We start from the raw sequence: 15648 nt of genomic DNA on the forward strand, positions 1-15648 counted from the left end.
TCCATAAGCAGATGATAAAAAGATCAAAATCATTCACTGCCTTATTGGATAAGGTAGTGAATATTCCAGTTATACAGATTACACTACTTGTAATCTTATTCATACTAGTTTTTCAATCCTATTTAACTTGTTTTTTAAAGGCATTGAAGAATACAACAATGCTTTTTACTTGCATTGCTGTATTTCATATGTTTAGTTTATCGGCTCAGACGCCCCGCAAGGACAGCGGGGCCAATGGGCCATCTCCGCTGCAGATCGGTGATACAATACCCGAAAAATTATGGGACAGTGAGTTTTTCTTTTTTAATGAGCAATTGAATAGTACACAGAAAGCTTCACTTAAGGAGTTCAGGGCAAGGCCACTCGTGTTAGACTTTTGGAATACGGGATGTGCTCCTTGTTTAACCGGGCTAGCTAAGCTTTCAGATTTTAGCCGAGGTTTAGATATAGGCCTTGTTGCAGTCTCAGAACAGAAAGAAAAGTCCATTTTGTCCTTTTTTAAAAGGAATGACCTATTAAAAGGCACTGGTCTGAGAAGTATTATAGCTGACAGCAGATTGAAAAGTTATTTCCCGCATGAAAGTATACCTCATCTGGTATGGATAAATAAAGAGGGTGTCGTCGTTGGCCTCACGGGAAGCAAGGAGATCACGAAAGATGACCTGCTTACTTTTGCCACAAAAGGTGTATTGCATGCGGAACTCAAACCTGAACTCCAACCAAATTTCCATCAATTTATAATGGATATTGGGCTTAATCAGAAGGTACAATCTGCCCATGACAGTCTATTGGGCTATACAATTATAACCGACCATATAAAAGATGTAAGCCCTTTTGAAAGATCTATGGTCGGTCCCTACGAGATTATTTCTTATCGAAATAGATCCATTCTGAGCTTATACAGATTGGCCTATGCTGACCGCTACAAATTTGCCTATAATCAGATCATCTGGAATGTTTCTGATCCGGAAAGATTCGAATATTATCTTTCTAAAGGCGAGGGTATAGGAAACTGGGAGAAAAAAAACTTGATCTGCTTTGAATCAAAATCCATAGGCAAGATCAATATGGCCAATATCTTGAACAGCTGCCTGGGCTTAAATGTCTGCGTAAGGGATTCATTGGTTGAATGTATTGTTGTAAAGGCGGGCAAGGGGAGGACAGCCATAAAACCTAAATCTGGCAGGGATTTTAAAACGCTAAAAAATCTGATCAAAGATCTTCGTCTGACTAGGACTAATTGGCAGATTATTGATTCAATAAAAGGCGAAGTTCTTATTCCCAACTATTCAGTGAAGGACTTTGAGACGAAGGGCAAGCTCTGTAATTTCTTAAAAGAAAACGGTCTCATTGTCGAAAAAGACAAAAGAATTGTAAACTTCTTAATTATACAGCGATGAAACAGTTGAACTATTATATATTATTGGTCGCAATCTGTTTTATGTTGCGGCTTGAAGTGTTTGCGCAGCGTCCCATAACACTAAAAGGAAGGGTTCAGAACCAAGAAGGAAAGGCGCTTTCAGATGTCAATATTATCTCGGTAGGAAAGGGCAACTTTAAGGTTCAGAAAAACGGTACCTTCAATATAAACAGTCTTTCGGTCGGCGATACCATCAAATTTTCGCATATATCCTATGTACCCAAATCATATGTTGTCAGGTCGAATGACGTGAATATCCTGATCGTCCTGGAAAGTAATTCGATCCGATTGCAAGAGGCTGTATTCTCTACAGGTTTTCAGTATATTCCAAAAGAACGTGCTACTGGATCGTTCGAGAAAATAGATTCACTTTATATCAATCGCTCCCCAGCATCTAATATTTTGACACGTGTCAAGAGCATGATCTCTGGTATGTATTCGGATAATGTAAATGCTAATTTTAACAATACAGGGAAATTTGCAAATGAGTCACTCAACATACATGGGGTAAGCTCAATCCGAGGGGCCAATTACCCCCTGATCATTGTCGATAATTTTCCTTATAGTGGTGATATAAATGCCATTAATCCAAATGATGTGGAGAATATCACTGTCTTAAAGGATGCCGCCGCCAGCTCCATTTGGGGAGCACAGGCGGGCAATGGTGTTATTGTTATTACCACAAAACGAGGTAAACAAAACTCATCGCTGGTGGTAGAGGCGAGTCAAAATACCGCTGTCGTTCAAAAACCTGACCTTTTTAAAAGACAGGCTATTGCGAATGCTGACTTGATTGCGGTACAGCTGGAATTATACAATAAAGGCTATTACAATTCGAATATAAATTCGAGATCCAAACCCATCCTTCCGATGGCGATTGAGGCCATGGAGAAAAAGAAGAAAGGATTGCTTACCGAAGAGGAACTTAATGATGTTTTGGATACTTATGGTCAGACGGATATTAGAAATGATCTATTGAAATATCTTTATCGGCCTGCAATCAGCAGTCAATATTCTTTTTCAGTGAGTGGCGGCGGTGACAGGAATAGTTTTCGTATATCCACAGGGTATGACCGCTCAAAAGGTACTCAGGTGTCCTCAGATAATAACCGGTTTACGCTGAAGGCTTATAATAAATTCAAGCTGACGCGAAAACTGGAGGCGGAGCTTGATATGATGTATTCTAGATTAGAAAGCAGGCAGACGCAGCTGCTCAGCTACTATGACAATTCCGGGAGCAGGTATCCATATTCTTCATTGGCAACTGCAGACGGCCAGTTTCTTTCAATACCCTATAATTATAGCATTGGCTATATCGAAAGTTTAGCTGATCCGAATCTATTGGACTGGACGTATAAGCCCTTGGAAGAATTACAGCACAATAAGGGCAATGCTGTGCTGAACAGCTTAATGACCAGCGCCTCGCTGAATTATCAGATCAACAAACTGTTTGGACTGAGTTTTAGGTATAGAAACGAAATACAAAAGGACGATGATGAGACGGTTTTCGACCAGTACTCCATAAGATCAAGAGGAATGGTCAATCTATATACCAATGTCGGCACAAATGGAGTGGTCAGTAGACCGATACCTGTTGGTGGGATACTGGAATTCGGAAGCAATAATGCCGTTTCACATTTTGGTCGCTTTCAGGTAGATTTTAAATGGAACGATCATCCTGATCACAGGGTGAACGTAATACTGGGTTCAGAAGTCAGCGCAAAAGCCGTTAGGGCGTTTTCGGATGGAATGTATGGTTATGATGGGGAAAAGTTAATATATAGTACCCAAATTGATTATATGAATAGATACCCTACTTACAATAATCTCGCATCCAATGCACAGATACCTTCTTTTATAACCAAGAGCCAGACAAACAATAGATACGTATCATTATTTGGAAATGGATCTTATACTTTATTGAACCGTTATACGGTAAGTGGCAGTTTCAGAAAAGATGCTTCCAATGTTTTTGGCGTCAATACAAATGATAAATGGAATCCGCTCTGGTCGGCTGGATTGAGCTGGAATATAAAGAAGGAGCGGTTTATGGAATCTATTGCTGTCAATGAACTGAAATTCCGGGCTACATATGGTTTTAGTGGGAATATTGATCCCTCACGTTCGGGAAATACAACAATTCAATATAGCACACTTAACGCCTTGTACGGTATTAGCTGGCCATCAGCGCAGGTGCTTGTTGCTCCCAATCCTTCTTTACGCTGGGAAAAAATAAAAACATTTAACCTCGGACTTGATTATTCCCTATTCAATAGCCGTATTTCAGGAAGTGTGGATATGTACTGGAAAAAGTCATTTGATCTGATCCATCTATATCCTTTGGATCCGACGGTAGGTTTGATCAGTCAGCTTATGAATGTGGCAGATGTAGACGGAAGGGGTGTTGATGTTCGTTTATCGTCCATTAACTTCAATAAACGGTTTAAATGGCGGACGGATTTTATCTTCACCTACAATAACAATTGGGTAAAAAAGACTTTTGTTGATTATCCGGGAGCTTCTTCTTTGGTGTCCAGTTCTTTTATAGCCTATAAAGATGTGATGCCCTACGCCATGTACAGTTATAAGTTCGCGGGGCTTGACCCGCAGACAGGTGAACCGATGGGATATTTTAATGGCGAAGTGTCAAAAGATTATTCAAAGATGGCGGGTAAACAGGCTCCTATTGAAGATTTGAAGTTGCACGGATCTAAACGGCCACTGATCTACGGTACTGTAAACAGCTTTTTTGATTACAAAAAATTTAATCTGTCCTTTTCTTTGCTGTATCAGTTTAAATATTTTTTCAGAAGGCCTTCCATAAGCTATTCAGATCTTTACAGCAGGGGGGATGGTCATCCTGACTTTTACAATAGGTGGCAGAAGCCGGGCGATGAAAAGTCGACTACTATACCTGCAATGACTTATCCATTGAACAAGGCGGACGGATTTTATGGAAATAGTGAAGTGCTGGTCGAACCGGCTGATCATATCAGATTGCAGGATATTAAACTTCAGTATCGATTGGGTGAGATTAGCCCCTTGCACATCAGTCAATTAAGCTTCTTTATTTACATAAGTAATCTCGGAGTAATCTGGCGCAAGAATGATAAAGGCCTTGATCCGAGTTATCCAAATACAATTCCGGTTCCCAAACAGTACACTTTTGGATTTAATCTAAAATTTTAAAAACATGAAATCAAAATATTATCTATCGCTATTTTATTTTGCCTGTTGTTTGTTTATAACATCGTGCAAGAAATTTTTGGAAGAAAAGCCCGATTCCAAACTTAATACGCCGAATAGCAACATTGAACTGACAGCCATTTTGGACAATCATTCGTTCAGAAATCCCGGGCTTCTGGAGGTCGCTTCCGACAATTATTACCTGACAGATGCAAATTTTAAAGCCATTTCAATGGTAGAATATCGGGAAGCTTACCTCTGGTCCACAGAGCCTACCGAAAATGCCCTTTGGAGCGATTCTTATATCACTATTTTTTATTCCAATGTGGTATTAGATTATCTTGATAAGGTAAATTATCTGCCGGATGGCCTTAGTCGCAATGAGCTGAAAGGGATGGCCTTATATCAGCGGGCCTTTTCTTTTTATTCACTGGCACAGGTATTCTGTAAGTATTATAACAAAGACCATGAAAATGCCTTGGGAATAGTACTTAAGACCAATTCGGATATAAATGAGAAATTACAGCGGTCAAGTTTGGGCGAAACCTACAATCAGATATTACAGGACCTGGAAGAGGCTGTGGGGCTTTTATCGGATAAAAAATATGAATACCCAACCAGACCTAATAAAACAGCGGCTCTGGCGCTGTTAAGCAGGGTATATCTTGGACTCGGACAATATGATAAATCACTGGCATATGCAGATAGGGCGCTGGCGACAGGTGGAAAAACAATTGATTATAATCAAATTAAAAAAACAGGAGCCCGTCCATTCGATGCCTATAATGATGATATTATCTTTTATGCCTTGATGATCCCTACAAGTGTTTTATTGGAAGATAAGGCTACCGTGGATACGCTGCTGTATAACAGTTATGCCAAGGAGGATAGGAGAAAAGAATTGTTTTTTACGAAAAATGCCAATGGCACCTACGCGTTTACCGGTAATTATAACCCTTCTGGACAGGAAATATTTATCGGATTGACGGTAGGAGAAGTTTTATTGAATAAAGCAGAAGCTGAATGTAGGGCCGGGCAACTGAGCGATGCCAAATTAACTTTATTGGAATTATTAAAAAATAGATATGCTGAGATACCAACATTGCCGGTTAGCGAAGCATCTATGTTGGAATTTATTCTTTTGGAAAGGCGGCGAGAACTTGTATTTAGAGGACTGCGATGGACGGACTTAAGACGATTTGCTGCTGAGAATAGGATAGTTGATCTTAAAAGGAGAATTGACAGTGAAGTCGTTTCGATGCAGGGAAAGAGTGTGATGGAATTTGCTTATAAAATTCCGCTGCAGGTCATTGAACGGGGCGGCATCGAACAAAACCCATAATCGGAAGTGGGACAATGAAAATTGTCCCACTATCCCTAACCTACTTAGTTATGAAAACGCACTTTGTTGGTGTCTTGAGGTTCGTTTTTTAGAATCTGGTCTTCCAGTTCATTTAAACTTCCTTGAGTAGGTTTCCCACTTCCATTATCTTCACCATGCACCTCACACAATTGTGCCCCAGTGCTACAGGAAGGTGATGTAACTGGTGTATAGTTGTTCGGATCCATTATTTCATCCTCATAATTAGGATCAGAGGAATTTGGTCCAGTATACTGGAACCATTGATCCGGAACAAATGTGGATAGTGTTTCAATATTAGACTGCTTATCCACTTTCTTTTCCATTGCATTTACCGCGAATGCGATACCTAGTACTAAAGTCAATGCCGACCCGAAGGCGATGGCAGCTTTTTTAATAAACTTTTTGCTGTTCATTGTTGTGGTCTTTTTTATCCGATCAAAAAAAGGTTGCCTCAAAAAACTTTGATTAATTTTATGTTGTTGGGTGTCTTTTAGCAGACCTCGCTGGCTGGCTTTGCATCCCGATACGCAGCCTGCCTGTTCCCAGATGACCCCTAAGGGCCATCCGGGATTTCCGTGAACAGTGCCCCTTTACGGTTGTGCAACGTTCGCTGTACAACTCTCTTCTGGGCGAAGGCACTCCGATGCGGTAAAGTGTCCAGTTGAAACGGGGCTTTGACCAGCCTGCTGACCAATGCCTTGGGCATAGACAGCAGATGCACCTGCGTCCTCAGGGACGAGTATAGCTTTCCGATCCAGCGGAAAAGGGCTTTCTTCGTGTTCAATATATGGTGCTTTCTGTTCATACAACTTTGTTTTACCTGATCCATTTTTCTATTGGCAGCGGCGCATCCTTAGCGCGATCTGCCCACTGGGCTGTTATTACTTCTTTGTTTTTATCCTACTAACTTTTTCGTCGTTAACTTATACCAAAGTTCGCCAGCAAAAAGCAGGTCAACTTGCCTGAATCTGGAACCGAGTATATACAGGTTTGGAATAATGAATAGGTAAAGCAATAAAAAATCCCCTTGGGAGGGGACACGACGGTTAAATTTTCAAAGGTATTGTGGTGGCTTCTTGGATAATTTCATCAATGAATGCCAGGTATTCGTTTTCGCTTTTAAAATTTGGCTTAATTTTCCGGTCTACCCTGTAAAGAATATGTTCGCGTATAAAGGCTTTTTCAAAAACAGAACAGATAATTACATATTTATGTGTCAGGTCAATCTTCGAAAGAAGATGATTTACTTCAAGATAATCACCACCGCTGCTCAAGATCAGTATCTCGGCTTTAGCAGCAGACAGTTCCAGCGTTTCCTCACGAATTTCTATTAAACGAGGGTGTTTGGTGAGGGTTGTTACGATATTCACTTTTGATAGATTGATCATCTGCCATGCCACATAGCTATAGCTCGTTTTAATGGGCAATGGCTGCCGCGGTGCTGCTATCTTCCTTGCATGGAACAACAGATAATAAAGCATCCCTTTTGGAGAATAAATATTGCCAGCAGCATTTGCTGCCTTGAGTACCTCTTCATCAAGCTGATAATTTTCAGGGAAATAGGAGGCGGCCATCTCGATACAAATACGTAGCGGGCCATATTTCCAGGCTCTATATTTACCGCAGACTTTTCTCGCAATTAGCGTGCTTTTGTCAGCTGGCTCAGCGATAAAAAGTTTTCCTATCGCTCTGAAAAATTTTCCGCTTTTTTTAATGATTTCTTTCATGTTTTTAGGTTACTAGGTTCATTTAACAATGAATTTTATAAATAGTCTTGGGTATATCGCTTAAAAAACTCGGTTGCGGTCATGCCGGTTTTCTTTTTAAAAAAGCGCGCAAAGCTGCTGGGTGACGCATAGCCCAGTTCATAGGCGATTTCATCGGTATGCATACCGTCTACAATATATTTCTTGGCGAGATCCAGCATAAATTCTATTTTCAGCTCTTGGGGACTCTGTCCATAATGAAGTTGGATAAGCTGATGCAGATAGTCCATACTGATTCCGAGCTGCCAGGCAATATCGTCCAGTTTAAAATCCTGGCCAAGCTCGGCTACTGCCTGCTTAATAGCTGCATGGGCTTCTTTGGATTTGATTTGGGATTCCGAAATCTTGTCATATTCTTCAAAGATCTTTTCCTTCGATAGCTGGATCAGTTTTTTGATACCCCAGAGGATATTGACCTCACTGTCGAGGTCGCCTTTCTTGATTTTTGATGCAATGGTTTTCATCAGTGATATAGTCCTGGTGCCGGCACGGAAATCGATGCTGCACCACGAATTCGGATCTTGTTTTCGATAGGCATGGATCAAGGCGTGAAGAAACTGGAAGGGACGCTCGTTGCCATCGCGGAAAATGCTGCCGCGGAAATAAAAGTTAACGAGGGTATGATTTCCGGCAGGAATATGGATTTCATAATTACTTGTATTTAAGTAGAAGTAGCGGCCGCGATTGCAAGAGATGCTGTAACTGATCCGCTTCTGGACATCCCTGATCTGAATGGCACGATCTTCTGTGAAGAGATAAAAGATATGCATATCCGACGCTGTAACTTGCATCGGAATGACAATATCGGCAGGCAGGTGAATATCCAATATATTGATGTAGCCGAGCATGCCGTCAAACTGCTGCAGGCAGGCCTGCCCATGTTGGTTCTCGTAATGTTGATAGTCCGCATTGGACATACTTATTTGCGGCTTGAGTGAATCAGTTCTTGGACTGTGTGGATCGTCAAATACCTTTGCGAGATCGATCTGTAATGTTTTCTTCATAATTGGGTATAGGTTAATATAATCCCCCCGGTCAGGATTTCGGAATGATCGGGGGAAATGGTTTTTGGATAACGGGGGATCGCTCAGGTGCTAGGTCATTCTGTAGGATATCCGAATAAACAGGGGAGTGAACGCCAGCCGCACCACAGTATCCTGCCATTCATCGAGGCCGTGAACCATAAGTTCCTTAAATTCTGGATCATCATCATCACCCTTGTCGTCTTTTTGAAATTGAAGTATGTTGCCCTGCATGAGATAATTGCCTATCGCAGTGCCAAGTTGTTTCTGAAACCCTTGGGGAAATTCGTAGAGCTGCTGCACCTGATGGGCTTTCAGGTTAAAATTGTGTTCCATCCAAACTGCAAAATCGGCTTTAAGAAGTTGCATCTCTAGCGCGCGCTCCGCTAAGGGTAGCGCAAGAAGCGTGGCTACTTTTTGCGCCACACCTGCATTGTCGAAGTTCTCTTTCATTCAAATTGTATTTTTGCAAATATTTATTTAAATAGATCAAATTAGCAACCGTCCTGTCCTAACCTCCGGGATTTTGGAGGAAAGTATTCTTTTAAGCGAATGAATTTTGCTTAATATTTGATTTTATTTAGTAAATTGGATCTGTAAACCAGTAGAAACCTAAGCCATTTAAGAGAGCTTGACATAGCATATGAAAGTATTAAAACTAACGGTGGAGAGTTTACTCATCTCCATGCTTTTTAATTTAATCGGAAATCACGGTATTTATCTGAATCGATTCTGGACACAGACCTATTGGATGTGGACAGTGGCATTTGCAATTGCGATTGGTGTTGCGGTCGTGTTCACGCAGATGTTTCTTAAAGCCTTTTGGACTTATTGGCAGAAGCGGTACCCTGATTTGATACTCATGAGCAAGGGGAGGGTCGTGACCAAGAGTATACCCAAAGGTCAGCTCTGCTGTGCAATTCTTGTTACAACTATATCGATTCTATCGATTTATCTCTTCATTATCTATTGCTTCGCTTCTATGCGCAGCGAAGATACGTACAGCTTGTTAAGAAGCTATCTGCTGCATTATATGCCTTTTATTGGTCTAGGCTTTATAGCCTACGTGATCTATGTTTTTCGTAACGGCAAATTATGGTGGCTAACAACTGAAAATGTGATGGCTTTGTTAGGGAAAGAGGTCATGTCGCAGGAAAACACAACAGATAGAGCGGGAACTATAGCACCTCCAAGTGCATTGGATAGGACTATCGTAATCGGATCACTCTATGATGTGCTGTATAAAGATTCGCCATTCAATTTAAATACCTTGCAGATGGATGCTGTACGTATGTTTGATGTTCCCTTTTATTTTTCCCAAAAAAGAAAAAAAGAAGTCGTCCTGATCAATGGTATCCGGCTAGAGGCCCATTATTTTGTGCAGGAGCTAGAAAGGTTGGGGCTTGATAAATGGTATTTTCGCATCAGTAGCACCTGTAGGGTAAATATGATGCTCGTCCGTCAACCGATATTGCCAAATGCCACTTACCTGGAGTTTCGCAAGGAAGTGTTTGACAGCCTCAAGTTGAATATGACGGAATTGGAGATCAGCAACCTGCTGCAGATAACCGAATGGATGCGCAAAGAAAAAAAGCTAAAGGATTTTTTGGATAATGTCAATAACCTAGCGCATGAGGGATGGGATAACCTTATTCGGCTCAATTGAATCATCCCATTTTATAAACTTAGATAGACCGAGCGCAGTAGACAACAGGTCTGCTGCTGCGCTGGATTTCGGCGGTTAGTCGAGCTAACCTTACCCGTTTATGTTTTTTGTAAAAGGATCTCCTGATCAACAGGAGATCACCCCTCGTTTTGTGTCCAATGCGACAGCTATTCACCTAAAAATCAACTATTCTTTTCAATTAAAATCAGGCATCGGATATACACCCTTAGCGGCCAAGCTGGATCGTATTCTTGACCTGCTGCAGGAACAGCAGTATACGGAGCTCCACAAGATGACCGGTACGATGACCATCCACGAAGTCGCCTATTTTTTGAGCAAAAGTGTGCGCACCATCGAGCGCCGTATTGCCAAAGGCCTGCTCAAAGCCACCTATAAAGAGGGCAATGCGGATCTCTTTCTCAAAAAAGATGTGGTGCAGCTATATGTGACTGAATATAAAAAATGGCCGCGGCAAATGCCTTAAATCCCTACACTATTCGTACCTGCTTCGTATTGTCTTCGGGGCTGCATGTAAAAGCAGCCACTGTTAATCCGTTGCTGAACAGTATTTCCCTGTTCGGAGACTGGTGAAGGTCTGGTCAGTATCTGTACAAGATCTATTGCTGATCCGAAGCAGGGACGAATCAGGTACGAAGCAAAGGGCTAAGACAGCTTCTCAAGTGCGTAGTTTTTGAAGTGCCAGACGACGGTGTGCATGGAATATGTCCGATTGCCTCCGACAGGTCTCCGACAAAAGCCGGGGTACCGCCGACGAGTCTCCGCCAACCTGTTTTGTGCTATTGACAAGGGGCTATTTGATGTAGTATGTTTGTCGAAGTAAAGCAATACATACCGGTATAAATGAAAGCTTTATGGGGTTTAACTTTTAAAAAAAATAACAACATGGCAACAATCAACAATGGTGTAATCGGAAGAGCAAGTGGTAAAGTGGGCGCGGTGATAGCTTCGTCCTGGAAATCCATCAACTACCTCAAAGGCCTGCCCAAAAAGCGGACGAAAGGGATGTCCGAAGAACAGCTGATCCAACAGGACCGTTTCCTGAAAATCTCCAAATTTCTGATGCCGATCACGCCGATCCTGCAGGTTGGGTTTGGGCTCTCCAAAACCGAAAAGATGACGCCCACAAACGTGGCACTGCAGCTCAACATCGCACAGGCGGTAAGCGGTACTTATCCAAACTTTAGCTTGGATTACAGCAAGATCGAAATCAGTACGGGCTCTTACCTCAACGGCGGCGGCATGGAGGCTGCTGTGGATAATGGAATTCTTTCTATCTACTGGGATACCATCCTCAACAGCCTGTACAAGACCAAGGCCGATGATCAGGTCATTATCTTGGTCTATTCACCTGAAAAGGATGAATTTATGACGGCACCTACACCGCCCACTCGTGCTGCCGGTACAATAGATATCCAGATTCCGGCCCACCTGCTCGGTGGCAAGGGGCATGTCTGGATCTTCTTTACCGACCGCAAGGCTGAAAAGGTATCCAAAAGTACGTATTTGGGCGAATTTGACCTGGCTTAGCCGCTGAAGGATTAATTGAACGGGAGGAGCATGTGGCTCCTCCTGATTTTTGAACACAAAACGATAAGACATGCTGGTGATTTCTGAGTTTAAAAAGCAGGTTACAGATCCGACACGTAGGGAGGCTGCGCAGGAGCGTTTTCGGCTGGCACGCCGGTTTTTGAATCCGCTGTACCCGCTCATCCGCAAAGGTTTTGCGCATAGCAAGTGCACGGTGCAGGCGGCTTTTGGCCGCGCCATGTCCCATACGCTGACGAATGTGATACAGGGGGAATATCCGGATTTTGAGGTAGTGCCCGCTCTCGCAAAAATAAGCAATGGCATGCTGTCTCCGCTCGCGGTCAATACCTGTGTACGCACTTCCAATACGATACAGCTGAGCTGGGATGTAACCGAATCCAACATCAAAGATTATAACCAATGGGATGACCAGGTCATACTCTGTGCTTATGATATTATTGGCGAGCAGGCAGCCATCAATGAACAACAGGTGCTGCGCAAGGATCTCCAAATGACGATCGAGCTGCCTTCCATTCTGCATGATCGGCCGGTACACCTGTACCTTTTCCTACATGATCGTGATGAAAACCTGTATTCCAGAAGTCAGTACCTCGGTCTTTTCTAATTTAAATCTTGCGTATGAAATCAACGATAAAAGTTCTCCGCACAAAACGGGGCAAGCATAGCACGCTCTCCGAGATTTATGTGAACAATCAGTTTGTCTGCTATGGTCTGGAGAATATTCCGCGTCCCGTGAAAATTAGGGGCGAAACCGCCATACCAGCCGGGCATTACCCGCTGGGTTTTAATCGCGAGGGGGCAATGAATGGCCGTTATTATGACGACTATCCAAAGATGCATCGTGGTATGTTAGAAATACTTGATATTCCAGACTTTAGCTATGTCTACTTTCACAAAGGAAACAGCTACAAAGAGACTGCTGGCTGCATTCTGGTAGGCGCGCAATATGTACTGGAGGATGGCGATTATCGCCTGTTAGCCTCGGGCGTCGCCTACAAAAAGTTTTATCCGCTAGTAGTCGAACTAATGCTGCAGGGACTGGTCGAAGTACAGGTCCAGTAAAAGGGCTTTCTGCCCTAAAATTGATCATCCCTTAAAAAAGTAAACATGAAACCATCATGATTTATTCAATCATATTGGGGAATGAATAAATCTGATAGCTTCATCTCAATTGAAAAACAAATTTATACAGATGAAAAAGATCTTTAATAAAGTAGGACAGGTGCTGCAGCTACTATTGGCGGCACCTGTTAAGCTACCGGGTAAGGTGGGCAATCTATTAAAATACCTGGCCCTGGGGCTTGGCATTGTGGAAACGGTATTGGACGAGGCTAAGCCACTGCCGGAGGTAGACGATAAGGATCCTTCGGCGGGCGGCCCGAAGAATAGGTCCGTTAAAGATGGAACTGAAGAAACCGTAGAAAGGAGCGCGATGGATGAAAGTGAATGATATCCGCATTTCGGCCATCGGCGGTACCGTCTGTTCCATTTGGGCCAGTATCTCGCTAGGGGATGTTTTGCAGACCGCCTTGACGGCTGCTTTGGGTACGCTGGTCAGTTTCGCCACAAGTAGGTTGCTGGCCAAATTGGGTAAACGGAAAAGATGAGTTGAACAAAAAGGCGCACGGGATTGTGCGCCTTTTTGTAAAGCAACATCTTTATGTGTAAGGCAACATCTTCAATTTTTATCTACTCTTTATTTCCGAAAACAGCCGATCCACATCTTTCTTCGCGAATAGCCCAGTTCCCTCCGCCATCGTCGTTGCCGAGCCACAGGCGATACCCATCTGAAGGACATGCTCCATATCGCCCTGTTGGGCTAAGACAGAGACCATTCCAGCGACCATACTGTCACCTGCGCCCATCGTACTGCGTACCTTGACCAGTGGGGAAGGCAGCTGGATTCTTTCTGTTTCTGAATATAATATAGCGCCTTGTGCACCTAGCGAAACCACGATTAGCGTAGCCTTCCCCTGCGAAATGAGCTGTTGGGCGGCTATATCCAGATCGGAATGCCCCAACTCTTCCTTTCCCACAAGAGCAGCGAGCTCGCCGGCATTTGGTTTGATTAAATAGACACCTTCCTCCAGTGCAAGGCGAAGTGCATCGCCAGAGGTATCAATAATTATTTTACTGCCCTTCGTTTTGTACGTATTGATCAGTGATCGTGTAAACTCGGGCGGCATACCAGCGGGCATACTACCGCTGATAACGACAAAATCCGGAGTATAGGTGATTTCCTCAATTGAAGTCCTGATCCCCTCCAGTTCGTTGGACTCAAACTGTTCGCCTGGAAACCCGAACCGATATTGCTGATTCGTTGCGCTGTCAACCACAATAAAGTTTTCGCGGGTCTCGCCGTTCACCCGAATAGGATCTATAGCAATATCTTCCAGCTTCAATAAGCTTTCGAGTAAACTGCCTGTCTTTCCTCCGGATGTAAAAAGGGCTGTTGACTCCAAACCAAGTCTTTTCAATGCCCGAGATACGTTAATTCCGCCGCCACCAGGTTCATATACAGGTTTTTCACAGCGCAATTTCTTTTCAGGAACGATATGTGGTACGCTGGTACTCTTGTCTACGGATGGATTCAGGGTGATTGTTAAAATAGATTTTGCCATTTGTTTATGTTATAAATGTGAATCATTGCTGTTGGTAGACGAGGTCTTTGCTCAGGCAGTGTTCTTCCCAGGGTAGTGTTATAAGCCGACTATGGGCATTTTGGGGAATGATACTTTTTGATGTCGGCAGGTAAAAATAATTTTTATTTCCACTGCTTAAGGTATCGCGTAGATCGGGGATCTTTTTGAGGCTGCGCTGCAAGGCAGCAAAAAATGCTTTTGCGGATTTGTCTGCTTGCTTCATGATCTGCCGTAAGTGGATAATTTCTCTTGTCCGGTCCGTTTCATAACCACCGCTTCCTGCAATGGTATATTCGGCTACAGGCGAGTCATAGAAGACACCTGAATCTACGCTGGTTTCCTGATCTGAAAAAGGATAGGTGGAAAGGAAAAATCCCTGATAATCTGCTGATGAAAAGCTTTTCAAAAATGCCGACTGATTTTCCTTGTTATATTTCACATAATTCCGCTGGCCTGAACGACGGTTTATCTTCTCAACATAGGCATGCGCCCGATGTTTTTCCATCGTTTCCGCGCAATATTGAAAAAATAGCTCCGCTGGTATAGCAATCCAAAAGTATTGGCCCATTTTCTTTCCTATGTTTAATTTAACTTCGATGTGTATTTGCGCAATTGCGGATCGTGTTACTGCGGTATTTCTTCCACCAGAATTTCATTCCCGGCATTATCATAATACGCGCAGGTCATCTTGTCAAGAAAGACAGTCCATTTTTCGATACCACACGTTGCGCACATTGCCATAAAAGTGGGGTAATCTGTTTTGCCCTGTTGATGCTCTTTTAAACCTTTTTTGAACTGTTCAGCGTCAACAGTACCACCAATAGTCAATGGTTCATGACTAGCTGGTGAGCTGGTTTTGTAATGATTATCACCATAATAATCAGCGTGCCCATCTGCAACAAAAACGTCGTAAGCGGTAACCCCTAATTTTTTGATCTCCTGGATATAGGCAGGAAAGTCCGCGCCTGATTTTACTTGGCTATGCGCTGTTTTAATTTGTTCTATTGTAAACAT

The 15648-nt window shown here is 42.8% G+C and carries 17 protein-coding genes; 9 read left to right on the forward strand and 8 right to left on the reverse strand.

The features are described 5' to 3' along the window. The first annotated feature begins 11 nt into the window (after window positions 1-11). The 3 genes from B4N43_RS04430 to B4N43_RS04440 are packed head-to-tail and all read left to right on the forward strand — an operon-like array spanning window position 12 to window position 5948. Entirely contained in the window at window positions 12-1400 is a 1389-nt protein-coding gene (locus B4N43_RS04430) for a TlpA family protein disulfide reductase (protein WP_286733065.1), read from the forward strand. After that, window positions 1397-4609: a SusC/RagA family TonB-linked outer membrane protein gene (locus tag B4N43_RS04435; RefSeq protein WP_286733066.1), complete on the forward strand. Its 3213-nt coding sequence runs from the start codon at window positions 1397-1399 to the stop codon at window positions 4607-4609. The genes B4N43_RS04430 and B4N43_RS04435 overlap by 4 nt, the downstream gene beginning before the upstream one ends. Window positions 4610-4613: 4 nt before the next feature. After that, on the forward strand, window positions 4614-5948 hold the full coding sequence (locus B4N43_RS04440; protein WP_286733068.1) for a RagB/SusD family nutrient uptake outer membrane protein: 1335 nt from the start codon (window positions 4614-4616) through the stop codon (window positions 5946-5948). 44 nt (window positions 5949-5992) lie between these two features. Here B4N43_RS04440 and B4N43_RS04445 read toward each other — a convergent pair whose 3' ends face one another. The 5 genes from B4N43_RS04445 to B4N43_RS04465 all read right to left on the reverse strand — a co-directional run bounded on the left by B4N43_RS04445 (window position 5993) and on the right by B4N43_RS04465 (window position 9210). Further along, on the reverse strand, window positions 5993-6382 hold the full coding sequence (locus B4N43_RS04445; RefSeq protein ID WP_286733069.1) for a hypothetical protein: 390 nt from the start codon (window positions 6380-6382) through the stop codon (window positions 5993-5995). A gap of 177 nt (window positions 6383-6559) precedes the next feature. Next, window positions 6560-6778 carry a hypothetical protein gene (locus B4N43_RS04450; protein WP_286733071.1) on the reverse strand — a complete coding sequence of 73 codons (219 nt, stop codon included), beginning with the start codon at window positions 6776-6778 and terminating at the stop codon, window positions 6560-6562. A gap of 237 nt (window positions 6779-7015) precedes the next feature. Then, window positions 7016-7696, reverse strand: coding sequence for a hypothetical protein (locus B4N43_RS04455; protein ID WP_286733073.1), 681 nt, complete (start codon window positions 7694-7696; stop codon window positions 7016-7018). Window positions 7697-7731: 35 nt separating this feature from the next. Beyond that, on the reverse strand, window positions 7732-8739 hold the full coding sequence (locus B4N43_RS04460) for a helix-turn-helix domain-containing protein (RefSeq protein WP_286733075.1): 1008 nt from the start codon (window positions 8737-8739) through the stop codon (window positions 7732-7734). A gap of 90 nt (window positions 8740-8829) precedes the next feature. After that, window positions 8830-9210, reverse strand: a complete 381-nt coding sequence (locus B4N43_RS04465) for a hypothetical protein (protein WP_286733078.1) — start codon at window positions 9208-9210, stop codon at window positions 8830-8832. 190 nt (window positions 9211-9400) lie between these two features. Here B4N43_RS04465 and B4N43_RS04470 point away from each other — a divergent pair, with 190 nt between their 5' ends. From B4N43_RS04470 to B4N43_RS04495, 6 genes are all read left to right on the forward strand, one after another. Beyond that, window positions 9401-10423, forward strand: a complete 1023-nt coding sequence (locus tag B4N43_RS04470) for a hypothetical protein (RefSeq protein WP_286733080.1) — start codon at window positions 9401-9403, stop codon at window positions 10421-10423. Between the two features lie 100 nt (window positions 10424-10523). Beyond that, the gene (locus B4N43_RS04475) at window positions 10524-10907 is read left to right on the forward strand and encodes a hypothetical protein (protein WP_286733082.1); all 384 of its coding nucleotides are present in this window, start codon (window positions 10524-10526) and stop codon (window positions 10905-10907) included. Between the two features lie 377 nt (window positions 10908-11284). Continuing rightward, the gene (locus tag B4N43_RS04480) at window positions 11285-11971 is read left to right on the forward strand and encodes a DUF6266 family protein (RefSeq protein ID WP_286733084.1); all 687 of its coding nucleotides are present in this window, start codon (window positions 11285-11287) and stop codon (window positions 11969-11971) included. Window positions 11972-12041: 70 nt separating this feature from the next. Next, on the forward strand, window positions 12042-12596 hold the full coding sequence (locus B4N43_RS04485) for a DUF6266 family protein (RefSeq protein ID WP_070561183.1): 555 nt from the start codon (window positions 12042-12044) through the stop codon (window positions 12594-12596). A gap of 14 nt (window positions 12597-12610) precedes the next feature. After that, a complete protein-coding gene (locus B4N43_RS04490) occupies window positions 12611-13054 on the forward strand; it encodes a DUF5675 family protein (RefSeq protein ID WP_286733086.1) in 444 nt (147 codons plus the stop codon). A 130-nt stretch (window positions 13055-13184) separates the two neighbouring features. Continuing rightward, window positions 13185-13442: a hypothetical protein gene (locus B4N43_RS04495; protein WP_286733087.1), complete on the forward strand. Its 258-nt coding sequence runs from the start codon at window positions 13185-13187 to the stop codon at window positions 13440-13442. Between the two features lie 235 nt (window positions 13443-13677). Here B4N43_RS04495 and B4N43_RS04500 read toward each other — a convergent pair whose 3' ends face one another. Genes B4N43_RS04500 through B4N43_RS04510 form a run of 3 tightly spaced genes read right to left on the reverse strand, consistent with a single transcriptional unit; the run spans window position 13678 to window position 15648 of the window. Then, window positions 13678-14613, reverse strand: coding sequence for a 1-phosphofructokinase family hexose kinase (locus B4N43_RS04500; protein WP_286733090.1), 936 nt, complete (start codon window positions 14611-14613; stop codon window positions 13678-13680). A gap of 22 nt (window positions 14614-14635) precedes the next feature. Beyond that, window positions 14636-15202: a hypothetical protein gene (locus tag B4N43_RS04505; protein WP_286733091.1), complete on the reverse strand. Its 567-nt coding sequence runs from the start codon at window positions 15200-15202 to the stop codon at window positions 14636-14638. Window positions 15203-15258: 56 nt separating this feature from the next. Continuing rightward, window positions 15259-15648, reverse strand: coding sequence for a DUF1398 domain-containing protein (locus B4N43_RS04510; RefSeq protein WP_286733093.1), 390 nt, complete (start codon window positions 15646-15648; stop codon window positions 15259-15261).

It is taken from the genome of Sphingobacterium sp. UBA1897 (assembly GCF_002337775.1).
Classification (GTDB): Bacteria; Bacteroidota; Bacteroidia; order Sphingobacteriales; family Sphingobacteriaceae; genus Sphingobacterium; species Sphingobacterium siyangense.